Annotated in this window: 26 protein-coding genes and 2 tRNA genes; 16 read left to right on the top strand and 12 right to left on the bottom strand. The window is 32.5% G+C overall.

What is annotated here, in order from left to right:
• Positions 1–80 precede the first annotated feature (80 nt).
• From C4S29_RS11860 to C4S29_RS11870, 3 genes are read right to left on the bottom strand one after another with little or no spacing between them, the layout of a single operon-like run.
• Positions 81–881, bottom strand: coding sequence for a TPM domain-containing protein (locus tag C4S29_RS11860; RefSeq protein WP_103914315.1), 801 nt, complete (start codon positions 879–881; stop codon positions 81–83).
• A complete protein-coding gene (locus tag C4S29_RS11865; protein ID WP_103914316.1) occupies positions 862–1287 on the bottom strand; it encodes a TPM domain-containing protein in 426 nt (141 codons plus the stop codon). Before C4S29_RS11865 ends, C4S29_RS11860 begins: the two co-directional genes overlap by 20 nt.
• Positions 1288–1290: 3 nt before the next feature.
• Positions 1291–1899, bottom strand: coding sequence for a LemA family protein (locus tag C4S29_RS11870; RefSeq protein ID WP_103914317.1), 609 nt, complete (start codon positions 1897–1899; stop codon positions 1291–1293).
• Positions 1900–1975: 76 nt separating this feature from the next.
• Between C4S29_RS11870 and C4S29_RS11875 the strand changes: the two genes are divergently transcribed.
• A complete protein-coding gene (locus C4S29_RS11875; RefSeq protein WP_103914318.1) occupies positions 1976–2470 on the top strand; it encodes a dihydrofolate reductase in 495 nt (164 codons plus the stop codon).
• Positions 2471–2561: 91 nt separating this feature from the next.
• Positions 2562–3125: a hypothetical protein gene (locus C4S29_RS11880; RefSeq protein WP_103914319.1), complete on the top strand. Its 564-nt coding sequence runs from the start codon at positions 2562–2564 to the stop codon at positions 3123–3125.
• An 86-nt stretch (positions 3126–3211) separates the two neighbouring features.
• Here the strand turns inward: C4S29_RS11880 and C4S29_RS11885 are convergent, their stop codons facing one another.
• The 3 genes from C4S29_RS11885 to C4S29_RS11895 all read right to left on the bottom strand — a co-directional run bounded on the left by C4S29_RS11885 (position 3212) and on the right by C4S29_RS11895 (position 6185).
• Positions 3212–4690: a serine hydrolase gene (locus C4S29_RS11885; RefSeq protein ID WP_103914320.1), complete on the bottom strand. Its 1479-nt coding sequence runs from the start codon at positions 4688–4690 to the stop codon at positions 3212–3214.
• A 97-nt stretch (positions 4691–4787) separates the two neighbouring features.
• Positions 4788–5360 (bottom strand): helix-turn-helix domain-containing protein, encoded by a 573-nt coding sequence (locus C4S29_RS11890; RefSeq protein ID WP_103914321.1) that lies wholly within the window; start codon positions 5358–5360, stop codon positions 4788–4790.
• A 189-nt stretch (positions 5361–5549) separates the two neighbouring features.
• Positions 5550–6185, bottom strand: coding sequence for a trimeric intracellular cation channel family protein (locus tag C4S29_RS11895; protein ID WP_103914322.1), 636 nt, complete (start codon positions 6183–6185; stop codon positions 5550–5552).
• Between the two features lie 165 nt (positions 6186–6350).
• On the opposite strand from C4S29_RS11895, the gene C4S29_RS14760 reads away from it, so the two are divergent.
• The 3 genes from C4S29_RS14760 (at position 6351) to C4S29_RS11905 (ending at position 6911) form a co-directional block, all read left to right on the top strand.
• Positions 6351–6444 (top strand) — tRNA-Arg (locus C4S29_RS14760).
• Between the two features lie 58 nt (positions 6445–6502).
• Positions 6503–6769, top strand: a complete 267-nt coding sequence (locus C4S29_RS11900; RefSeq protein WP_103914323.1) for a GIY-YIG nuclease family protein — start codon at positions 6503–6505, stop codon at positions 6767–6769.
• Between the two features lie 68 nt (positions 6770–6837).
• Positions 6838–6911, top strand: a tRNA-Arg gene (locus C4S29_RS11905).
• Positions 6912–6970: 59 nt separating this feature from the next.
• Here the strand turns inward: C4S29_RS11905 and C4S29_RS11910 are convergent.
• From C4S29_RS11910 to C4S29_RS11935, 6 genes are all read right to left on the bottom strand, one after another.
• Positions 6971–7405 (bottom strand): MarR family winged helix-turn-helix transcriptional regulator, encoded by a 435-nt coding sequence (locus C4S29_RS11910; RefSeq protein ID WP_103914324.1) that lies wholly within the window; start codon positions 7403–7405, stop codon positions 6971–6973.
• 25 nt (positions 7406–7430) lie between these two features.
• On the bottom strand, positions 7431–8063 hold the full coding sequence (locus tag C4S29_RS11915) for an NAD(P)H-dependent oxidoreductase (RefSeq protein WP_103914325.1): 633 nt from the start codon (positions 8061–8063) through the stop codon (positions 7431–7433).
• A 119-nt stretch (positions 8064–8182) separates the two neighbouring features.
• Entirely contained in the window at positions 8183–8647 is a 465-nt protein-coding gene (locus C4S29_RS11920) for a hypothetical protein (protein ID WP_103914326.1), read from the bottom strand.
• A 34-nt stretch (positions 8648–8681) separates the two neighbouring features.
• Complete coding sequence (locus C4S29_RS11925; RefSeq protein ID WP_103914327.1) at positions 8682–9605, bottom strand: YeiH family protein; 924 nt, start codon at positions 9603–9605, stop codon at positions 8682–8684.
• Between the two features lie 72 nt (positions 9606–9677).
• Positions 9678–10562 carry a LysR substrate-binding domain-containing protein gene (locus tag C4S29_RS11930; RefSeq protein WP_103914328.1) on the bottom strand — a complete coding sequence of 295 codons (885 nt, stop codon included), beginning with the start codon at positions 10560–10562 and terminating at the stop codon, positions 9678–9680.
• A 32-nt stretch (positions 10563–10594) separates the two neighbouring features.
• Positions 10595–11269, bottom strand: a complete 675-nt coding sequence (locus C4S29_RS11935; RefSeq protein ID WP_103914329.1) for a hypothetical protein — start codon at positions 11267–11269, stop codon at positions 10595–10597.
• Positions 11270–11354: 85 nt separating this feature from the next.
• Between C4S29_RS11935 and C4S29_RS11940 the strand changes: the two genes are divergently transcribed.
• From C4S29_RS11940 to recG, 11 genes are all read left to right on the top strand, one after another.
• Entirely contained in the window at positions 11355–11915 is a 561-nt protein-coding gene (locus tag C4S29_RS11940; protein WP_103914330.1) for an RNA polymerase sigma factor, read from the top strand.
• An 11-nt stretch (positions 11916–11926) separates the two neighbouring features.
• On the top strand, positions 11927–12358 hold the full coding sequence (locus tag C4S29_RS11945; protein ID WP_103914331.1) for a hypothetical protein: 432 nt from the start codon (positions 11927–11929) through the stop codon (positions 12356–12358).
• Positions 12359–12491: 133 nt separating this feature from the next.
• Complete coding sequence (lipA, locus tag C4S29_RS11950; RefSeq protein ID WP_103914332.1) at positions 12492–13361, top strand: lipoyl synthase; 870 nt, start codon at positions 12492–12494, stop codon at positions 13359–13361.
• Positions 13362–13607: 246 nt separating this feature from the next.
• A complete protein-coding gene (locus C4S29_RS11955; protein WP_103914333.1) occupies positions 13608–14348 on the top strand; it encodes a hypothetical protein in 741 nt (246 codons plus the stop codon).
• Between the two features lie 28 nt (positions 14349–14376).
• Positions 14377–15210 (top strand): dienelactone hydrolase family protein, encoded by an 834-nt coding sequence (locus tag C4S29_RS11960; RefSeq protein ID WP_185116965.1) that lies wholly within the window; start codon positions 14377–14379, stop codon positions 15208–15210.
• Between the two features lie 147 nt (positions 15211–15357).
• Positions 15358–16644, top strand: coding sequence for a DUF819 family protein (locus C4S29_RS11965; RefSeq protein WP_103914334.1), 1287 nt, complete (start codon positions 15358–15360; stop codon positions 16642–16644).
• 12 nt (positions 16645–16656) lie between these two features.
• Positions 16657–17574: a prohibitin family protein gene (locus C4S29_RS11970; protein WP_103914335.1), complete on the top strand. Its 918-nt coding sequence runs from the start codon at positions 16657–16659 to the stop codon at positions 17572–17574.
• 78 nt (positions 17575–17652) lie between these two features.
• Positions 17653–19542 (top strand): peptide MFS transporter, encoded by a 1890-nt coding sequence (locus C4S29_RS11975; RefSeq protein ID WP_233740543.1) that lies wholly within the window; start codon positions 17653–17655, stop codon positions 19540–19542.
• An 86-nt stretch (positions 19543–19628) separates the two neighbouring features.
• Positions 19629–21161, top strand: a complete 1533-nt coding sequence (locus tag C4S29_RS11980) for a peptide MFS transporter (RefSeq protein ID WP_103914336.1) — start codon at positions 19629–19631, stop codon at positions 21159–21161.
• Between the two features lie 17 nt (positions 21162–21178).
• A complete protein-coding gene (locus C4S29_RS11985) occupies positions 21179–21709 on the top strand; it encodes a thioredoxin family protein (protein WP_103914337.1) in 531 nt (176 codons plus the stop codon).
• A 113-nt stretch (positions 21710–21822) separates the two neighbouring features.
• Entirely contained in the window at positions 21823–23913 is a 2091-nt protein-coding gene (gene recG, locus C4S29_RS11990) for an ATP-dependent DNA helicase RecG (RefSeq protein ID WP_103914338.1), read from the top strand.
• Positions 23914–23919 lie beyond the last annotated feature (6 nt).

A 23919-nucleotide genomic window follows, 5' to 3' on the forward strand; every position in this document is an offset into this window, starting at 1 on the left:
TGTGGTAAAAATAATTATTTAAAATTAGAAAACCTAAAAAAAACAGTTCCAAAAAATTGAAACTATTTTTTAAATTTTATTTACCAGCCGCCACTCGCGCCGCCGCCGCCGAAACTTCCGCCGCCGCCGAAGCCGCCAAAACCACCGCCACCGCCAGATGATCCGCCGCCGAAACCGCCACCAAATCCTCCGCCGCCAATTGGGAAAGGGAAAAATCCGCCGGGATAAACTCTTCTACCTTTTCGGGAAAGTCCGACATCGTCGTCATCGTTATTTCCGCCATTTTTATTTTTAAAGAAATTAAATATAATAATGATGACAAAAATGATAAGCATGATTTGAAAAAAACTTAAACCTTCTTCTTTTTGCGGTTTTTTTATGGGTTTAAATTTCCCTTGTACGGCTTCCATTATGGCGGAAGTTCCACGATCGATGCCTGTAAACCATTGTCCTTGTTTGAAAGCGGGCGTTACTAAATAATCCAAAATTTGTCCTGCAACAGATGCTGTAAGATAAGGTTCCACTGCGCGACCTTGCTGAATAGACATCGTGTGATCTTGGGTTGCAATTAAAAAAACAACGCCATTATCTACGCCTTTTTGCCCAATTCCCCATTTTTCGCCATACATTGTGGCTAAAAAATTCACGTCTTGTCCGCCAGTTGTAGGGATAATTATAACTTCAATTTCGGTAGAAGTAGAGTCGGAAAATTTTATTAATTTTTGGTTTAAAGTTTCCTTTTCTTGCGCCGATAGAATTCCTGCTTCGTCGTAAACGGGGTATAAAACAGCAGGTTTTTTCGGAATATTTTGGGCTGAAATTAATAGATTTAATCCCAGTAAAAATAAGACGAAAAAACGTTTAAGAGAAGGTAATCTCATCGGGTAACTCATTTGGATTTTCTCCTTTTAAAGGAAAGTGTTTTTTTAGTTCTAAACCGGTTTTTAAAATGGCATTTTTTAGACCGTCGCAATAATTTTTTTTAGCAAATTCTTGTGTGACGTAATCGTGAAGATTATCCCAAAATTTTTGTTTTACAACGGCATGAATTCCTGTATCACCAATAATTGTAAGATATTTTTGCTCAAAATTCACATGAAACAAAACGGCGTTTCTGTGCGCCGTATGTTCCATGTGTAAAGATTGGAAAATTTCAAAGGCTATTTTTGCATTTTGGGTTTCTGTTGTAGAATCTATATGCACTCTAATTTCGCCTGTAGAATTATTTTCTGCAGTTTTTATGGCTTCCACTAGGGTTGCTAAATCATTATTGGTTAGAAACTCCATTATTTATTTAAAAACTTCTGGTGCTTTTTCTGTGCCTGCTGCTGCTTTAAAGAATGGTTTTGATTTGAATTTTGGGAAAAGCATTACCAAGAAACTTGTAGGAGGCGTTTCTACTTTATTATTAAAAGTTTCCACTGCATTGTTGTAATTCACAGTTTCCATTCTAATACTATTTTCAATCGCTGTATATTCCCGCTGAAAATTAATGTATTGCTGGTCAGCTTTTAGATTAGGATAACTTTCTACAACCGCCATTAATCGGCTTAAGGAACCAGTCAATTCTCCTTGCGCTGCTTGAAATTTTGCCATATCGGCTTCGGTAAGATTGGAGGCATCAATATTTACAGATGTCGCTTTGCTTCTTGCTTCAATCACACTTGTAAGAGTTCCTTGTTCGTATTTTGTGTAAGATTTAATTGTGTTTTCCAAATTGGGAATCAAATTGGCTCTTTTTTGATAAACCGTTTCTACGTTCGACCAGTTTTTTTGAACATCATTATTGCCTGTTACCAAACCTTTATACGCACCAAATCCCCAGAACACTGCAATTGCGGCAATTACAAGGAGAACTATACCGATAGTTCCGGCGCTCATACAACCTTTGTTTTTCATTGTTTTATGTTTTTAATTTTAAATTCGAAAATCAAATATACAAAATAAGTGCTAAATTTGTAAAAATTAAATTTCAATGGTAACTCTAATTGTAGCAATGGGCGAGAATAATGAAATTGGCTACCAAAACCAATTGCTGTGGCATCTTCCCAAAGATTTAAAACATTTTAAAGAAGAAACCACCGATCATCCGATTGTGATGGGTAGAAAAACTTTCGAAAGTATTGGGAAAGCGTTACCAAACCGCACCAATATTGTGATCAGCAATAAAAAAGATTGGTTTGAAGAAGGGATTTTAATAGTTGGAAGCATCAAAGAAGCGTTGAAATTTGCAAAAAAAATAGATGAAAATATTTTCGTGATTGGCGGTGGAAGTATTTATGGACAAACCATTGATTTTGCTGATGTTTTAAAAGTTACATTGGTAAAAACTACTTTAAAAGCAGATACTTTTTTTCCAAAAATTAAAACAAAAGAATTTACCAAAACAGAAGAAATCTGTTTTGAAAAAGATGAAAAAAATGCGTTTGATTTTTGTTTTCAAACTTGGGAGCGAAAAAAAGCCAAGTAATTTCAATAAAAAATTGGCATTAAAAAAACAAAAGCCTTAAACTTTGAATTCTAATTTTTGAATTCTATCTTTGCACCTCAAAAATAAGTAAATGAACAAGTATTTCAAATTTTTAATTGCTGCCCTCATGGTCGCTGCCGGAATTTTCTTAATGTTTAATAGAAACATTGGTTGGGGAATTGTAGTCGTGATTTTAGCAGGAATTCCTATATTTTTATTTTTTAAAAATGAATTTATTTTGCTGGCATTTTACCAGTTAAGAAAACAAAAAATGGATAAAGCGGCGGATTGGTTAACAAGTATTACAGATTATGAAAAGCAACTACACAAATCACAGTTTGGCTATTTTCATTATTTACAAGGTTTAACTTTGGCCGAAAAACAACCTCAAAAAGTGGAGCCATTGATGAAAAAAGCCTTAGATTTTGGCTTGAATATGAAACACGATCGCGCTATGGCAACTTTAAATTTAGCAGCAGGCGCTCTGCAAAAGGGTAGAAGACAAGAAGGTGCAAGACTTCTAGACGAAGCAAAAAAACTTGACAGCGCAGGGATGATGACGGAGCAAATAAAAATGCTAAAAGACCAAATGAAATTGCCAACCATGCAAAAACATATGCACAACCCGAATATGCGGAATAGAGGTAAATTTTAATTTATGCTTTTAAATAAAAAATTCTGAAAATAATTTCAGAATTTTTTTTGCTTATAAATGGTAATTTATCAATGCAAAATTATTGTTTATGTCGTTTCAATTTTTACTATTTCTTGGCCTTGCTCGCCCAAATAATAATTGAGTAATTTTTCGTAAACTTTGTAGCCATCATCTACATTTGTGAAAATTATTAGGCCTTTTTTTGTTTTCGGAAATATAAAAAAAATGGTTTGCACGCCTTTATCTGCGCCTCCGTGAGATATTGCAAAATCTCCATTTTTGAAATTGTAGATTTCAAAACCGAGCCCAAAATGTTTGCCGTTTTTTGTGGCGACTTGCGGTGAAACCATTTCAGCGAAAACTTGGTCTGAAAGATTGCCACCATTCATTACATTCACTAGAAATTTCCCGTAATCTTCAATACTCGTCGTTAAATCATCTGCTGCATTTGGTGTTAAATTTTTTAAACTTTTGTAAGCATTTCCATCTTTATCATAACCAATTGCCAATCTTGAAGTGTCTAAATTTTTGGTCCAAACAAAACTTGTATCTTCCATTTTAAGTGGTTTAAAAACAAGTTCTTCCGCTAATTTTTGCAGTGATTTATTGAATTTTTTCTCCAAGGCTTTTCTTAAATATTCATAGCCTTCACCAGAATATTGGTATTTTGTTCCAGGTTCAAACTGAAAATTTAGTTTTTTACTTTCATTCATAAACCGCCAATTTGGGAAACCTGTTTGATGGCTCAAGATTATGCGTGTCGTTAATTCTTTATTTCGAGGATCATTTACAACATCAGGATCTGTGTAATATTTGTAAACGGGTTCATCTAAACTCCATTTTCCTAAACTTACTAATTTCAGCGCAACCATTGCTGTTACTGGTTTTGTGAGCGATGCCACATTAAAAATGGTATTGTATGGTGCAGAAATTCCTTTTTTTATTTCTCCGAAAACCTTTACTTTTTGTAGTTTTCCGTTTTCTATAATTCCAAGTCCTAAAGTTGGTATTTTATTTTCTTGAAGCCATTTTTCGGTTTCTTGGTCGTTTTCAAAAATGGTTTTTTCTGGTTTTCTATTTTCGTAAGTTTTGTGGTCAAAACTGATGGAAGTGGCTAATTTCCATTCGCCGTTTTGTATTTCCCAAACATTGGTGAATTTTGCTATTCCGGCTTGGCTCTCCCGTTTTTCGGAAAATATATGTGCACCATTTTGCACGGCTGCGTAAAGAAGACCGTTTCTATAGAGCGGAAAAATTTCGGTGCTTTCTTTTACTAAAGATCTTTTTACCTGTCTGGTTTCTGGGTTTTTGCATAGTCCATTTTTTAAATCAAAAAGAAATTTGGTTTTATCTGAAATTCCGTCTTTATCATGATAAAATTTGAAATCTTCGCTTAAAGATTTGTCGTATTGCGAAATATTGCAAGTATTAAAACCAACATTAAATAGCAAACTATCTTGTGATAGAATGGTTTTGTAGAGATCTGAATTTTTGCTGACTTGCGCGCTTGTTTTTGAACTTGTAAAGAGTGCAACCAAACTGAATATTAGAATAGATTTTGTCATACTGGTTTTCGTTTTTTTTATTGTGCAAAGATTGAAAACGCAGTCATTTTAAACTAAAAAAATGCCCGACAATGACCCGACAAAACCCTGACAAATATTATAACATACTGAAATTCAATTTATAATAAAGTTTTTGGTTTCGGTCTAATTCTATCGCATTTCTAATGATAAGAAATACATTTGATAAAATAATTAAAATTAAGAGTACCAAAGTGAACTTATTTCCAAGTTTTAAAAAAAGCCCTAAAATAAAAATTATAGGTGCGGAAATCGACCAAATAATTTGCAATGAAATGATTTGTTTTGTGATAGCATTTGTTTGCTTCATAGTGTACATCAACATTGCCGGTATTAAAAAGTTTAAAAGCGGAAGTATTATAAACGGAATTGAAGACAGATTGATTAATTTTAATTTGGAAAAATTGATTGGTAACTCTTCTGGCGAATTTTCATTTTCACTAAGTTCGGAGTTTTCATTTGCTTCCATTTTTTTGTTTAATAATTTCGTTTCAGGAATATTTAATTCTTTAGCCAAAGCGCGAAGTGTGAAACCTTTTGGATCTTTTCCTGATTCAATTCTCTGAATGGTGCGCACTGAAACCCCTGATTTTTCTGATAATTCTTCTTGAGTGAGATTTTGTAATTCTCTAATTGTCTTTAATTTTGACATTTTTTGTAAATTAAAATTTTCTTAAAAATATAAATTTTTGTTTAATTAAAACCTATTTTCTTCTGCTCAATAATTGAAAAAAGCAATTTAAAGATGTAAGTTGATTTTGATTATTTTGTAAATTTTTTACGGATAAAACGCAAAGATGATAACTATAAAAAGAAAACAAAATTCTACTTTTAAAATAAGTTACATTTCTGTATTATGCTTATTCGACCAATAAAATTTGGGAATTTCCCATTGATATTTTACGGCTAAAGTGCGAACCACGACAATGGTAACAATTGTGAAAATTTGCACGAAAGCGTAGGAAAAACTTAAATATTTTACAGCAAATAAAAACACTGTGCCACCAACTAAGCAGGCTGTAGCGTATATTTCTTTTCTAAAAATCAGTGGAATTCTATTCAATAAAATATCTCTGATAATTCCACCAAAACAACCAGTAATTGTTCCTAAAGTAAGACAAATAATGGGGTGCAAATGCGCCGAAAGTCCTTTCTGAACACCGATAATTGTGAATAATCCCAAACCAAAACTATCAAATAAAAATAAAGTTACCCGAAATTTTTTCTCAAAAGATTTCACGAGCATTGCCAACATACAAGAGGCGAAAATGACGCCGCAAATAAAAACATCGTGCATCCAAAAAACGGGAATACCAAGTAAAATATCACGCACAGTTCCGCCACCAATAGATGTTACAAAAGCAATAATTAAAACTCCAAACGGATCAAATCGTTTTTGCATTGCCGCAAAAGCGCCAGACATAGCGAATGAGATGGTTCCTAAAATTTCGATTATAAAGTTTAATTGTTCGTGCATTTAAGATTTTAATAAATAATTTATAGGTTCGCAATTTAGCCCTATTCTGAAACTAAAAAAAATATTTTTCTTTTTCTAATTTTATTAGTTTAAAAAAGCCATTTCTGTGGGCAAAATTCATAAAAATTTCAGTATTTTTGCACTCGGTAATAATTTATAAATTTTGGCTGCGTAGTTCAACTGGATACCTGTCTGCCGACAGGCAGGGAATATCAGATTTCGGCTCTGAGGGTTGGGGGTTCGAATCCTTTTTTAGTCATGTAAAGAGAGAATTTTTACGCTTTTATATCGAAATTTTTTAATAAATTTTATTTGAAATGACTGAAGTGGAATATTTCGTTTATGTATTGAAAAGTGAAGTTGATGGAAGATTATATAAGGGGCAAACTTCAAATTTAGAGAAGAGATTAAAGGAGCACAATTCAGGCAAAACTAAATCAACGAAAGGTTTTATTCCATGGAGATTGGTGTATTTTGAAATTTTTGCAAGTAGAGAAGAAGCACTTCTTCGAGAAAAATATTTTAAAAGTGGTATAGGTCGAGAATTTTTAAAGGAGATGTTAAATAGAAATCAGTTGCAATAAATTAAATCTAAAAGTAAAATTCATAAATATTTCAGTATTTTTGCAACCGGTAATAATTTATAAATTTTGGCTGCGTAGTTCAACTGGATAGAATATCAGATTTCGGCTCTGAGGGTTGGGGGTTCGAATCCCTTCGCGGTCACAAAAAAAGACAGGAAAGTCATTAGATTTTCCTGTCTTTTTATTTAGGTAGAAAGAATGTTACTTTAATAATTTTAGAAATAATTTATCTACTAGAATTTTTAAATCTTCGAGTTCTTCATCTGTCAGATTTAGTTTTTCCTTCATTTTTAAAGGAATTTCGCAGGCTTGGATTTTTAGATCTTGTCCGTTTTTTGTTAAAAAAATTTCTACTGATCGCTCATCACAAGTTTTTCTCTGTCGTGAAATATATTTCTTGGCTTCTAATCTTTTAAGCAAAGGCGTTATAGTGCCGCTGTCTAGAAAAAGTTTTTCTCCAATTTGGTTTACGGTTAATCCATCTTTTTCCCAAAGCACCATTAAAACTAAATATTGCGAGTACGTAATATCCAATTTTTCTAAAAGTGGCCGGTACAAACCAATCATCTCCTTTGAAATCACATAAAGTGGAAAACAAATTTGATTTTCGAGTTTTGGTGGAATCGGATTTTCCATTAATGTTTAAATTAAATTTTAGAAATTATCTTCTAATAATAAATTCCTCCATCGGAATTCTCACTTTTTTCATGTGCGCCAAATAATCATTCGTACTATCTCGGTAACCTAAATAAAGCAATGTAACGCTCTTTAAGCCTAATTCTTTTAAGTTTAAAATTTCATCTACAACGGCGTTGCTAAAACCTTCTGCTGGTGTAGAATCCACTTTTAATTCTGCTGCTTGCGCCATTGCTAAACCAAGAGCGATATAACTTTGTCTGGCAGTATGTGCAAAATGTTCTTCTTTTGTTTGCCCGTTATAAAGTTCTTTAATTTTGTCGGTATAACTGCTAAATCTTCCTCTTGGCAAATCTCTCACATCTGTGTGATGGTCGTACACTTTATCAATTTTTTCATCCGAATAACTGTCCCAAGCGGCAAAAACCAAAACTTGTGAGCAATCTCTCATCACTTCAGGATTTAGCGCGCCTTTTACCATTTTTTCTTTTAATTCCTGATTTTCTACCACGATAATTCTAAATGGTTGTAAACCCGATGAAGTTGGTGCTAATCTCGCCGCTTCTAAAATTTTATCTAAATCTTCTTGTGATACTTTTTTTGTGGAATCATAGGCTTTTACAGCGTGTCTCCAATTTAGGTTTTCTATTAATGACATAATTTTTTATTTAATATTTTTGCAAATGTAGCACGCAATTAAATTGTGCGCAATTTGATTTGATAGATTATATCTAAAAGCTCTATTCTTCCGTTTTAAAAATCAATTTTGCTTAAGGTTTAAAGTTTCTTGCCAGTTAAAGGTTCAATTAATATAGGAACTTTATTTGATGTTTTTTTATAAAATCCATCAGCGATTACGTTCATCCCGAAGCCACAAGAATTATAATCTGCCGCTTTTTCTGTAACTATTATTCCCTTTTTATTAAAATCAAAAATAATTTTGCAAGTCGAACTCAATTCTGAAATTTTATAAATCGCCCGATTATTTTTATAAATTAAAGTATCTACAAATGAGCCAGAGTTATAACTTGGCGCACCCTTATTCACCTCAAATGTCATTATAATTTTTTCTGAGTTCAATTTTTTAACCTGAATTTTTCCGAAATATCCATAAATCTCGCCATCTTTTTTAATGGTTTTACTTTTTAAATGGTAAGTTCCGGTGGGATTCAGTTTCTCTTCTTTAGCATTAAAACTTGTGATTACGAGTACTGAAATTAGAAATACAAAAGAAAATTTCATTTTAATAAATTAAAAAAAAATGGGTTATTAATTTTTAAAAATAAATAATATAACCCAAAGCAAAAACTGAAATCGTTACCCAAAGTATCACCGCCAGCAAAATTGGTTTGTAACCTGTTTCTTTTAAATCTTTAAAATTGATGGTTGTTCCCACCAAAAAGAGCGTTACAACTAATAGTCTTTTTGAAATTAAAACAATATTTTCAGTAATTATTTTTGGAAGAATATCGAATGAATTTATAACAATTGCCAAAATAAAAAGTCCGATAAAATAAGGGATTTTAATTTTTTCGCCTTTGCTTTTAAATAAAAACATAGATAAGATAGAAAGTGGAATAATCCATAAAGTTCTAGAAAGTTTCACCGTGGTGGCAATTCTCAAGGCTTCATCGCCATAGCCTAAAGCCGCACCCACAACGGAACTTGTGTCGTGAATGGCAACGGCGCACCACAATCCAAACTGGTTTTGGCTTAAATTTAAAAAATGACCGAGTGGCGGAAAAATAAAAAGTGCAATAGAATTTAATAAAAAAACCACGCCCAAAGCAACGCTAATAGTTTTTGGTTCTGCTTTTATAACTGGCGCAACGGCCGCAATGGCACTTCCGCCGCAAATGGCTGTTCCAGAAGTTATTAGATGTCCCAATTTTAGATCAATTTTCAAAATTCTGGAAAGTAAAATCCCCAGAGAAACTGTAATTAATATGGAGAAAAATGTTAAACTTAAACCCTCTTTTCCCGTTTCTAAAGTTTGTTTGATAAACATCCCAAAACCTAATCCTACAACCGCAATTTTCAACAAGTAAGAGATGGTTTTTTGGCTTTCTTTTTTATAAGGATGACTGAAAAAGAGCGCAAACACAAAACCGAATAAAAGCGCAACAGGACTGTTTAATACACCGAAAAATGACAATAATATAAATGAGAAAAATACCAATTGAACGATTTTGTTTTTCATAAATTTTTTTTAGACTACAAAGGTCTTTTATTTCAATAACTTTTTAGCAAATTAAATTTTGATATTGGATAACTAAAAGTTATAGTTATTGCGAATTAATTTTTCAAAATAATCGAATAATTGTGATTGGTAACCAGTTCGTGAAACAAAATAAAACCAGCGTTCTAAAGTAAAATCTTTAATATCAATTATTTTTAATTGGTTGTTTTTTAATTCTTCTGAAACAGCGCTGATTGATAAAAACGCAAAATGATTGGAATATTTTAGGTAATTTTTTATCGCTTCTGTGCTGTTCAAAATCACCAAAGAGTTGAGTTTGTTAATGCCTTTTTTTTGTAAAGCATCGGTGCTAATATTTCGCGTTCCCGAACCTATTTCCCGAACAATCATAGGGATTTCTGGCAGGTTTTGAAGCGTTAAAATATCACCTTTTATGCTTTTGTTTTTCACATTTGTTACCAACACTATTTCATCTCTTTTAAATTTTTTATACTGAAGTTTAAGATTGGTGTTTTTGCCTTCTATAATGCCAAAATCTAAGTTTTGGTTTAAAATATCATCTTCAATCTGTTCAGAATTTCCACTTTTTATATCAAAGGAAGTTTGTGGAAATTTCGCTATGAATTCTGCAATAATTTTAGGAACAATATACGCGGCAACCGTGCTGCTCGCTCCAAATGTGATGTTTTCTGGGAAACTGTTTTTAGTGCTCAAAAACTCGGTTTCCATTTCGTCATAAAGATTCAGGATTTGGTTGGCGTATTTTAGAAAAATTTTTCCTTCTGGCGTTAGAGAAAGAGAATTTCTTTGCCGAACGAAAAATTGGCTTTTATATTCATCTTCCAGATTTCTAATCAATTTTGAAATCGCTGGTTGTGAAATAAAAAATTGCTCCGCAGCCTTTGTAAAACTGAGGTTTATAGCGATATGTTTAAAAATTTGAAGTTTTCTTTTCATTAATATTAATTAGAAATTCCAATTGATTATCATTAAAAATTTTGAATTAATTTTTTAAAATATAGTTTAAAAACCAAAACCCTATTTTGATTTGAAATTTCTGCGGCGATTCTATAGAAATTATCTTTTGTATCTATGATGCGATAGAAATATTTATCTCCTTTTCTACTGAAGCCTTTTCTGCCTTCATTGTTACTTTCTATAAATTCGAGTTCGAAGTCACTTTCGTTTTTCCAAACCATTTTATTTTTAGAAAAAGTGCCATCTACAAATCTTTCAATCCAAAACCCTTTATTAATTCGCACTTCAGTTTTATCACCATTTCCTTCTAGATAAAAGAAATTAGATTTTTTTAAAAATTCGTCTTTTTCTACATTAGACAATTTAGAAATCGGCATTTCCCGGACTTCTTCCCAGTTTTCTTGAGGGTCTATTTTATCTAAAAACTGACTGAAACTTTCGCAATTTCTTTGCAATCTGAAATAAATAGAAATCGCAACTGAATCCACTTTTGCCGTTTCATATTTCTTGAGATAAGGTGCTAGAAATTTGTTTTTTATATTTTCAACTCTTGCGGAATCCGAAAAATTAGTTGAATTTGTAAATTCATTGCACATATTATTTATTAATTCATCTTCTGAAATATGTGTTTGTGAAAAGCAAAAAACAGGCAGAATCAAGACTAAAAATAATCGAACTTTTTTCATGGAAGTTTTTAAAGCCTAAATTTAGTTTAAAATATTTTGAAAATTATACGTTCTAAAATTTTATCTTTGCTAAAGACGGCAAATTATGACCAAAGAAAAACTTCTCCCACTTTTGCAATTGGCTTTAGAGAAAAATCAAAAAGCCCAAACACAGTTAATTAATTATTACTGGAATGATGTTTTTTCTTTCAGCCTCCAAAAGTTGGGCGATTATAATGTTGCAGACGAAATTACCGTTACGGTTTTTGCTAAAGTTCTTTCTAAATTAAATCTTTACGATCCTGCTTTTCAATTTAAAACGTGGCTTTTAACTGTCGCACAAAATACAATCATAGATTATTGGCGAAAAAAATCGCGCGAAAATGAAGATGCAACCGACGGTTTAGAAATGGTTGAAAATCAATTTGCAAAATCGCCAGAAGAATTGATGATTTCTGAAGAAGAACAAAAGAAAATATTAAAAATCATCGAAACTTTAGATGCAAATTATCAAACCATCATTCGTTTGCGTTTTTTTGAAGAAAGAAGTATCAAAGAAATTTCTGAAGAACTGCAAATCTCCGTTTCTAACGCGAAAGTTCGCATAATGCGCGCAAAGAAATTATTGGCAAAATTGCTTCAGGATGAAGATTTTAGTGAACTTTAAATATTTTTAAAATGATTAAATTTTTTATTTGTTTAATATTTGTAACCACTTTTATTTCTTGCAATAAATGCAATTATAAAGAAATTAAAATTGGTTCGGATTTGTGTGAAGCTCAATCTTACAAACAAAATAGAAAATTAATTAAAATTATAGATTTGATTTTAATCAAAGATAAAGAAGGTTTAATAAAAATGTCAACTTATGATTGTGGCGGTGGAGCAGGTTGTTACGATTTGGGTTCTGTTTTAGCGCAAACGATAGGTAAAGTAGGAGAAAACAATTTTATTAAAATGTGTTCTCAATTAGATGAAAATCAAAAATCAGAAATTTATAGTTTATTAGAAGCTGGTTTTGAATACGGCGATATTAATAACGATGGTAAAATGGATGATTCATCTTTAGAAAAAAATTATCCTAAGATTAGTGATGAATTAAACAACTGATTTAACAATTCAGAATGACAAAGCATAAATTAAGAAATTCTAGTTTTAATATATTTCATCGACAAATTCAATATTTCTATAAAAATTTTCTAAAAAATTAGCCGTAAATTTGAATCTTCAAAAAAGATATTAAATGTCAGAAACTGCCACTTTACAAGAAAATTTACAAAAACCAAAATGGATCCGCGTAAAACTTCCGACAGGAAAAAATTACCGCGAACTGAGAACTTTGGTGGATAAATATAAATTAAACACCATTTGCCAAAGCGGAAGTTGCCCAAATATGGGCGAATGTTGGGGAGAAGGAACAGCAACGTTTATGATTTTGGGAAATATTTGCACCAGAAGTTGTGGTTTTTGCGGCGTAAAAACCGGGAAACCTTTAGACGTCAATTGGGACGAACCAGAAAAAGTAGCGCGTTCTATTAAATTAATGAAAATAAAACACGCGGTTTTAACATCCGTTGATCGTGATGATTTAAAAGATATGGGCTCTATTCTTTGGGCAGAAACTGTAAATGCGGTGCGAAGAATTTCACCGGGAACCACGATGGAAACTTTAATTCCAGATTTTCAAGGTGTGGAAAAACACATTGATAGAATTTTGGAAGTTGCGCCCGAAGTAATTTCTCACAATATGGAAACCGTGAAACGTTTGACGCGAGAAGTAAGAATTCAGGCAAAATATGAGCGTAGTTTAGAAGTTCTAAATTATATGAAAAATTCTGGACAAAAACGCACAAAAACAGGTTTAATGCTCGGTTTGGGTGAAGAAAAAGACGAAGTTTTCAGAACAATTGAAGACATTAGAAATGCGCAAGTTGATGTGATCACAATCGGTCAATATCTGCAACCAACAAAAAATCATTTGCCAGTGAAACGTTTTGTTTCTTTGGAAGAATTCGAAGAATACAGACTTTTTGCGCTTGATTTAGGTTTTCGCCATGTGGAAAGTTCGCCGCTTGTGAGAAGTTCTTATCGCGCGGAAAAGCATATTCATTAAAATAAATTTCAATCAAATTGCCAAAGTTTAAAAATTTTGGCAATTTTTTTTAGGAGCAAGAAAGTTTTCGCTTCTTTCAAATTTGGTCCTGCTTTCCACTCTATCTTTTTTGCCGCTCGCTTCGCTCGCGCCAAAAAAGGATGTCGTTTCAATCAGGGCTAAAAAAGAGGTTTGTTTTTTCTTTAGATTATTTTTAAAGTTATGTATATTTGTTTTGGATAAAATTTATTTCAAAGAGATTTAAAAATGAAAAATATAATTAATTCTACGCTTCCATTCGTGATAATAGGATTATTTATTGCTTTTATGAAAAATTTTAGAAATCATTCCAAACCTGAAATTAATATTTCAAAAAGTAATTTAGAAATAAATTCTGATACGATTGATTCTGCTATTGATTTTGGTTACAAAACTCTTTGGTTTGCAGTTAAAACAAATAATAAAAAGAGAATTGCTGAAATTTTTAAATTAAAAAACACAAAAGAATGTAATTGGAAAGTTGGAATTGCAGAGTCTTATAATAATTTCATTTACATTACGCCACAGATTGGCGATTGGACTTTAGTTCGTGGCATGGCTTTATTAGATAAAGGAGATAAAGAAAATACAAATTTCATAAAAGATAAAATAATAGTTTTAAGCAAAGAGTTTGGTGAGGCTCAGTTTTTTGGAAGTGAGCGAGTTGTAGAATATCAAACATGGATGAAGGCTGTAAATGGAAAAATAATTAGAGCATATTCTTATATTGGAGAAAGTGGTGAAAATTTAATTGTAGAAGGAGAACCAACAGAATTTGAAAAGAAATATAATTTAGTTAATACTTTTTCGGAAGAAGCAAAAGATGAAAAATATTTTGAAAGAGAAGATTTGTTTTTTCCAGACGAAGATTTTGTTATGAAAGTGGCAGAAAATTGGAGCGTAAATCCGCAAGAACTTACGGAAAGAACAGATATTAAAAATGAATTAGGTATTATTGGAAATAAATAAAAATAACTTTAAATATAAATTTTAAAAAATGAAAATTTACTTACCAATTATTCTTTTTACATGCTTGCTTTCAGTTTCAAGTTGTAAAAAAAGTGAAAAAACGATGTTGTCTGAAATCGGTGAAAAAGCAGTAGATTCTGTAAAAGTTGAAACGCAAACCGTAGAATACCAATTAAATGGAAAAACCTACAAAAGTTTTGCTGCTTACCAAAATAATGACGACAAAAAACCTGTTGTTTTCGTTATTCCAGAATGGTGGGGTTTAAATGATTATGCAAAAAGGCGCGCGAAACAACTCGCAGATTTAGGTTATTTTGCTTTGGCTGTTGATTTTTATGGAAACGGAAAATCTGTAGAAACACCAGACGAAGCCACAAAATTATCCAGTCAATTTTATGGAAATGCGGTATTGGCAAAGGAAACTTTTGATGCTGCAAAAAAATCTATCGCAAAATTCCCAAGTGCAGATTTAACCCAAACTGCCGTAATTGGTTATTGTTTTGGCGGCGCGCAAGCATTAAATATGGCGCGTCAAGAATCAGATTTAAAAGGCGTAGTAAGTTTTCATGGAAATTTGATGACGGGCGTAAAACCGAATAATAACAATGTTCCATATCTGGTTTTGAATGGTGAAGATGATTCTTATGTGCCTCAAAAAGAAAGAGATGCGTTTAAAAAACAAATGGATTCTGCGGAAATAGATTATCAGTTTATCAATTATCCAGGCGCAATTCATTCTTTCACCAATCCCAATTCTACCGCAATTGGAAAAAAATATAACTTGAAAGTGGCTTATAATAAAAATGCAGATGAAAAATCTTGGGCTGCGATGAAAGATTTTTTCAATAAAATATTTAAGTAAATCGACATAGGAGTTTATAACTTTTGTGCGAATATGCTTTTCACCAATACACTTTGTTAAAGTTTTGCAATTTTTGATTGTACTTTAGCAAAGTTTTTTTTAATTAAATTTTCCTAATTTAACCGTTTCAAATTTTAAAATTTATTAATGCAAGAAGTTTTAGTCGCCAATCCGATTTTTAAAAATAATATTATAGTTCTTGGAATTTTAGCCCTTTCGCTTGCGGCTATTTTTTATACATCTTCTTTAAAAAGTTGGAAGAAATTTTATACTATTTTCCCTGCTTTGCTGCTTTGCTATATTATTCCAGCAATATTAAATACAACAAATATTATTTCTAGTGAAACGCCAGAATACGAAGAATTATACTACGTTGCCACACGTTATCTTTTGCCTGCTTCACTGCTTTTACTCTGTTTGGGAATCGATTTAAAGGGTTTAATAAATCTTGGTTGGAAACCAATTGCAATGTTTTTTTCGGGAACTTTGGGAGTTGTTTTTGGTGGGCCGATTGCACTTTTTCTGTTTAGCCAAATTCATCCTGCAACCGTTTCTGGCGAAGGAAATCAAGCAATTTGGCGCGGACTTTCAACAATTGCCGGAAGTTGGATTGGCGGCGGTGCAAACCAAACCGCGATGCTTGAAATTTTTACTTATGATAAACGTTTTTATGGTGCAATGATTTTGGTAGATATCGTGGTTGCAAACATTTGGATGGCAATTCTTCTGTTTATGATTTCAAAAAATGAAAAGATAAATAAATGGTTAAAAGCCGATAATTCTTCCGTTAAAAATTTAATAGATCGTGTTGAAAATTATTCTTTAAGCGTACAAAAGCAGCCCACTTTGAAAGATTATATGGTGATGTTCGGGATTACGTTTGGTGGCTTGGCAATTTCGTTTTATTTTGCCGAACTTATTTCAAAATTTTTATCGGGCATTCCTTCGTTTGCCGATCCAAAGTCTTTTTTTAATTCTTTTACATCAAGTTTCTTGTGGTTAATTTTATTTTCAACCGTTATTGGTGTTATAGTTTCAACTACAAAATTACGCAGGTTAGAAGGCGTTGGAGCGAGTAAAATTGGAAGTATTTTTATCTATATTTTAGTGGCTGTAATTGGAATGCGCATGGATATTAAGCAAATTTTCGACAATCCTTTTCTGATAATTTTAGGTTTGGTTTGGATATTTATTCATGTCGCCATATTATTTATCGTGGCAAAATTAATAAAAGCGCCTTTGTTTTTTATCGCCGTGGGAAGCCAGGCGAATATTGGCGGTGCGGCTTCTGCACCAGTTGTGGCAGGTGCATTTAACCCAAGTTTAGCGCCAGTTGGTGCTTTGCTGGCTATTTTAGGATACGTGGTGGGCACTGTTGCAGCGCTGTTTTCTGCTTTAATGATGGAGTGGGTTTCAAATAATTTTATAATTTAAATTAAAAAAAATATGAGTTGGTTATTAGTAATTTTAGGAATTTTAATTTTGTTTTTCGGAACATCATTTATTAAGAATTTACCACCAAATGGTCAGGTAAAAAATTTGAAAGGAAGTTCCACAATTGTGGGCGTTGGTTTAATAGTTTTAGGTGTGTTATTGGCGTCTATAGTGCAAGTTGAAACGGGCTACATCGGTGTGAAAAAGTTATTTGGAAAAGTGCAACCAGAAATTTTAGAAAGTGGAATGAGCCTTATCAATCCCTTAATGGATGTAGAAAAATTAGACATTAGAACACAAAATTATACCATGAGCGGTGTGAAAAATGAAGGACAAGTGGAAGGCGATGATGCGATAAAAGTATTGACGAATGACGGTTTAGAAGTAACGATGGATTTAACGGTTCTTTATAGATTAAACCAAAGTGATGCACCCAGATTACTAAAAGAAACCGGTGCTAATTATACCGACAAAATTATTCGTCCGCTTGCTAGAACAAAAATTCGTGATAATGCAGTTCGTTTTGATGCTGTTGCGCTTTATTCCCAAAAAAGAGAACTTTTTCAAAGTTTAATCACAAAAGATATTGAAGATGCTTTTAAGAAAAGAGGGATTATTTTAGAAAATATTCTGATTAGAAATATCTCTTTACCAGCAGCAGTCCGCTCAACTATTGAGCAAAAAATTCAGGCCGAACAAGAAGCCCAAAAAATGCAATTTGTTTTGCAAAAAGAGCGGCAAGAAGCCGAACGGAAAAGGGTAGAAGCACAGGGGATTTCTGATTATCAAAATAAAATTAATGCTTCTTTAACGCCAGAATTGATACAATATGAACAAATTAGCGCTTACAAAGAACTAGCACAATCGCCCAATGCAAAAATAATTGTAATGGGAAAAAGTGATGCGCCGATAATTTTAAACGGAAAATAAAAATCTAAAAGATATATTTTAAACTACATCAGCAAAAAAAACTATATTTGCTATCATTAACAAATAATTAACAAAAAAATGGATGACGTTCAAGCTTTAAACGCAAGTGAGGAATTTATAAACGAGCCAAAAAGTAAACACCCGAAAGGATTGTGGGTTTTGTTCGGCACAGAAATGTGGGAACGATTTAACTTCTACGGAATGCGCGCCTTATTGACGCTTTTTATGGTAAATGCACTTATGATGCAAGAAGCCGATGTTTCCATCATTTATGGTGGATTTTTAGCTTTATGTTACCTAACGCCGATGCTTGGAGGTTTTATTTCAGATCGATTTTTAGGGAATAGATATTCAATTATTATCGGCGGAAGCATGATGGCTTTGGGACAACTTTGTATGTTTTTAAGCGCCACTACTTTCGATTCTAGCCTAGGAACGGCTACAACTTTAATGTGGGTGGCTTTAGGAATTATTATTTTTGGTAATGGTTTCTTTAAACCAAATATCTCCTCAATGGTTGGAAGTCTTTATCCGAAAGAAGAGAAATCTAAATTAGATTCTGCCTTCACTATTTTTTATATGGGTATAAATTTAGGAGCATTTTTAGGTCAATTTATTTGTCCAATTTTAGGAGATAGAATTAGCGATGGTGGGATTAGAGATGTGCACGCCTTTAAATGGGGATTTTTAGCCGCATCTTGTGCTATGTTGTTTGGAACTTTGTTTTTTATTATCTTAAAAAATAAATATGTAGTAACACCAGAAGGAAGACCAATAGGCGGTTTGCCAAGTAAAAATACCGCAGCAGATTTCGACGAAGGAGAAGCACAAAAAGCCAATTTTACAGGTAAATCTATTGGTATTGCTATGGCGCTTTTTGTTGTTGGTTACTTATTATTTAATATTGGCTTAGGGCAAAATGTCATCTATTCTTTGGTTTATTCTGCTGGTATTGCTTTGTCGGTTTTAATTATTTTAGATTCTACCCTTACTAAAGTTGAAAGAGATAGGATTTTTGTAATTTATATCGTTTCATTTTTCGTTATATTTTTCTGGGCCGCTTTCGAGCAGGCGGGGATTTCTTTAACATTTATCGCTAATAACCAGACAGATAGAAATATTTTTGGATGGAATATGCCACCTTCAATGGTACAGATTTTCAATGGGTTATTTATTGTGATAATGGCTGTTCCTTTCAGTATGTTATGGGATAAATTACGAGAAAAAGGTAGAGAGCCAATTTCGCCTTTAAAGCAAGCTTTAGGTTTAATATTGATAGCGCTTAGTTATTTTATAATCGCTTATAATGTAAAAGATTTAGGAAACGATGGTCTTTTAGCCATAAAATGGTTGATTTTACTTTATTTTATTCAAACTTGTGGAGAGTTAGCATTATCACCAATTGGTCTTTCTTTAGTTGGAAAATTAGCGCCCAAAAGATTTGCTTCCTTATTATTTGGAGTTTTCTTTATTGCAAATGCTGCCGGATATGCATTAGCAGGAACTTTAGGATCTATTTTGCCACCAACAGGAGACAAATTTCAACAAGCAGAAAAACAAGGCGTGAATTTGCAGGCAGTTTTAGATAAGAAATACGATGTTTCTGGTAAAGATTTATTCAAATTATCCCAAGTTAATATTGCTAAAGTGGATGAAGACAAATTAAAATCTTCTAAAATTAAACTTCGAGAATATATTGAGAAAAACAATAAAACTTTAGAGGAAATGCAAAAAACCAATAAAGAAGCAGAGTTAACCCCAGATAAAATGGTTTATCCTACAGATGCAGAAATGGCACAACTTAAAGACCAAAAAATTATAACAATGGAATACAATAAATTTGCAGGTTTTACGATCCATAATTTATTTGAATTCTTTATGGTGTTTGTCGTTATTTGTGGTATTGCAGGCATACTTTTAGCCTTAATTTCTCCGTTCTTGAAGAAATTAATGCATGGCATCAGATAATTTATTTTAAAATATATTTTTACAAAACCACCGATTTATTCGGTGGTTTTTTTTACATTCGTGTAGAAAATTACTAAAACAAGATCATGAACCTAACTCTCGAGCAAATCCAAGATTTCAAAGGCAAATATCCAAGACAAATTTGGAGCCTCTTTTTCTCCGAAATGTGGGAACGATTTTGTTTCTACGGCATGCGCGGAATGCTTGTAGTTTTTATGATTTCACAATTACAATTTATTGAAAAAGATGCGAAACTTCAATATGCTGCAACACAAGCTTTTGTTTATGCATTCACATTTGTAGGCGGTTTTTTTGCAGACAGACTTTTAGGATTTAGAAAATCTCTTTTTTGGGGTGGTTTTTTAATGATTGTAGGAAGTTTGATTTTAGCAACAAATGCATTTTCATTTGCACCAGGTATTTCAAAATTTAATTTCTTTTTAGGTTTATCTTTTACAATTATAGGAACAGGTTTTTTCAAACCCAATATTTCTACAATGGTAGGAAAGCTTTACAAGCCCGAAGATAACAGAACAGACGCCGGTTTTTCTCTGTTTTATGCAGGAATCAATTTAGGTGCTCTGCTCGGAGGATACGTCTGTATAGCAATTGGACAAGGAGATATGTTTTCAAAAATTCCTGTGCATTTTCGTTGGAATGTTGCTTTTGGATTGGCGGCTGTTGTAATGGTGATTAGTTTAATTAATTTTATTTTTACCCAAAGAAGTTTAGGACCAATAGGTTTTCAACCTGGTCATCCTCTTTCCGATGAGCCAAATAAAATCATAAAAAAATGGCAAGAATATCTTGTTTATCTAGGAACAATTTTGGTAGTTCCACTTATCATGGTAATGGTTTCTAAAACAGAATATACCGATTATTTTATGTATACCATCGGACCGTTAACGCTTATTTATCTTTTTTACGAAATGTCTAAAGTTACTTCTGTAGAAAGACAAAAGCTTTGGGCAGCACTAGTGTTCATAATTTTTTCAATTCTGTTTTGGGGAATTTACGAGCAAAGTGGAGGTTCATTAAGTGTTTTTGCAGAGAATAATTTGAACAAAGATTTATTTGGATTAAATGCAAACGGAGTTAATAATTCTGGCGGTTCATTCTTTGTTTTGTTATTGGCAATTCCAATTGGTCTTCTTTGGATATGGCTCAGCAAAAAAAAAGCAGAACCAAATACAATTATTAAATTTGGTTTAGGCTTTCTATTTTTAGGACTTGGTTACTATGCTATTTTTGCGACAAGATTCTTTGCGAATGCAGCAGGAATAACCTCTTTAAGTGTTTTCACAATTGCACTTTTTATTATCACAATTGGTGAGATGTGTTTGTCGCCGATAGGGTTGTCGATTATGACAAAACTTTCTACCAAAAATCTTCAAGGTATGATGATGGGAATGTGGTTTCTGGCTTCTGCTTATGGACAATATGTTGCTGGGATTTTAGGTGCACATTTGACAGAACCTAAAAGTGGAGCCTCTAATTTAGAAGTTTTAAATACCTACACTTCTGGGTACAAAGATTTAGGTTTATATGCAGTAATTGCTGGTGTTGTTTTAATTTTAGTTTCACCTTTAGTAAAAAAATTAATGCACGGCGTGAAATAGTTTTATTTAAATTAATTATGAAAAAACCAATCCTTTTACTTTTTCTTCTAACTGTATTTCTCTCGAAAGCGCAAGTGAAATGGATGACTTTTTCGGAGGCAATGGAGGCTCAAAAAAATCAACCTAAAAAAATATTAATAGATTTTTACGCAGATTGGTGCAAGCCCTGCAAAACAATGGACAAAAACACCTACGGAAATTCTATCATTGCAAAATACATTAATGATAATTTCTACGCCGTAAAATTTAAAGCCGATGGCGACGAGAAAATTAATTACCTAGGCAAAGAGTTTTCTAAAACAAACAATGAAACAAACAATAAAAAAGCGTTGAATGATTTCACTGTTTTTATGAATGTAAGTTCTATACCATCGACAGTCTTTTTAGATGAAAAATCTTATCCAATTACCAATTTGAATGGCTATTTAACAGCGAAAGAATTGGAAGTTTACCTCAATATGATTGCCAGTAACGATTACAAAAAAATTAAAACAAAAGCAGATTGGGAGGATTATACCAAGAAATTGCAATCGAAAATTAAAGAATAAAAACCGAATTAAACTTTGTCAATATTTGGCAAAGTTTTTTTTATTCCCGAAATTCGCTTACTTTCATTTTCTAAATTAAATATCAATTATCATCCATCAATAATCATTTATAATTGAATCTCGACACTTCCATAGAATTTTTAAAAGGCATCGGTGCAGAACGTGCGAAGGTTATAAAATCTATTTTGGGACTTTCGACTGTGGAAGATTTTCTCACTTTTTATCCAAACAGATATTTAGATAAGAGTAAAGTTTATTTAATAAAAGATTTATTAGAAGATTTGCCAGATGTTCAGTTAAAAGGTAGAATCACCGAATTACAAGAAATTTCTTCGGGAAAAATCAAACGTCTCGCAGGAAAATTTCAAGATGAAACTGGCACGATGGATTTGGTTTGGTTTCGATATTCTAAATGGATGAAAGAGCAAATCCCCATTAATAAAGAAATTTTCATTTTTGGTAAAGTCACTTTGTTTAATAACACTTTTTCAATGGCGCATCCCGAAATTGAAATTGAAGAAAAAAAAGAAACCGAAGTTCGTTTAAGACCAATTTATCCTAGTTCTGAAAAACTGGTAAAACGCGGTTTAAATCAAAAGTTTTTTGTGCAAGTCATGAAAAATTTAATGGTAGAAATGCCCAATTTAATTAATGAAAATCTGCCGAATTATTTAATTAATGATTTAAAATTAATGTCGAGACAAGCGGCATATTTCAATATTCATTTCCCTAAAGATTTAGAACATTTTCAGGCTGCAGAACGAAGATTGAAGTTTGAAGAAGCCTTCTTTTTCCAGTTAAGTTATGGTTTAAAAAAGCAATATCATAAAAGCCATTCAGTCGGAAATCCGATGCCGAAAGTGGGTGAAAATTTCAATGATTTTTATGCTAAATATTTACCTTTTGAATTAACTGGCGCGCAAAAAAAAGTTTTAAAGGAAATTAAAAAAGATTTAGCAAAGCCCATCCAAATGAACCGTTTGCTGCAAGGTGACGTAGGTTCTGGGAAAACGATGGTGGCTTTATTGGCGATGCTTTTGGTTTTAGATAATGGTTTTCAATCTTGTTTAATGGCGCCAACGGAAATTCTAGCGCAACAACATTTTAATGGGATTTCAGAACTTTTAAAAGAAACAAACATTAAAGTAAAATTATTAACGGGTTCCACAAAAAAATCGGAAAGAAAAATAATCCATGAAGATTTATTAAGCGGCGAACTTTCTATTTTAATCGGGACGCACGCTGTTTTGGAAGACATTGTTCAGTTTAAAAATTTAGGTTTAGCCATTATTGATGAGCAACACCGTTTTGGCGTGGCGCAGAGAGCGAAACTTTGGGCAAAAAATAAAATTCCGCCACATATTTTGGTGATGACTGCAACACCCATTCCGAGGACTTTAGCGATGAGTTTTTACAGCGATTTGGAAGTGTCTGTGATTGATGAAATGCCAGTTGGAAGAAAGGAAATTATCACCGCGCATCGCCGAGAAAAAGACCGTGCTTTTGTATATAATTTTTGCAAAGATGAAATAAAAAAAGGGCGGCAAATTTATTTCGTTTATCCGTTAATCGAAGAATCTGAAACTTTAGATTATAGAAATTTAATGGAAGGTTTTGAGCGTGTTTCAGAATATTTCCCAAATCCAGATTTTAATACCACAATGCTTCACGGCAAAATGAAACCTGCTGAAAAAGACGCTGCAATGCAATATTTCGCAAGTGGAAACGCCAATTTAATGGTCGCAACTACCGTAATTGAAGTCGGCGTAAATGTGCCGAATGCATCGGTAATGGTAATTGAAAGTGCCGAAAGATTTGGTTTGTCGCAATTACATCAACTTCGTGGTAGAGTAGGACGCGGCGCGGAACAGAGTTATTGTATTTTAATGACTTCGGATAAACTCACCAACGAAAGCCGAAAACGCATCAAAACGATGTGCGAAACTAACGATGGTTTCAAAATTTCTGAAGTCGATATGGAACTTCGCGGCCCAGGCGACATTCTTGGAACGCAGCAAAGTGGCGTGGTAGATTTTAAAAAATTGGACTTAGTAAATGATGGAAAAATCATCAAAGCATCCAAAGATATTGTAGAAAAAATACTAAAAAAAGACCCGCAACTAACCGATGCGAGTCATATTTCTTTGAAAAATTTTTATGTAAAACAATACAAAGCGAAAAATAAATGGGGAAAAATTTCTTAATCTTAA

Source organism: Halpernia humi (assembly GCF_900108025.1).
Lineage (GTDB): Bacteria > Bacteroidota > Bacteroidia > Flavobacteriales > Weeksellaceae > Halpernia > Halpernia humi.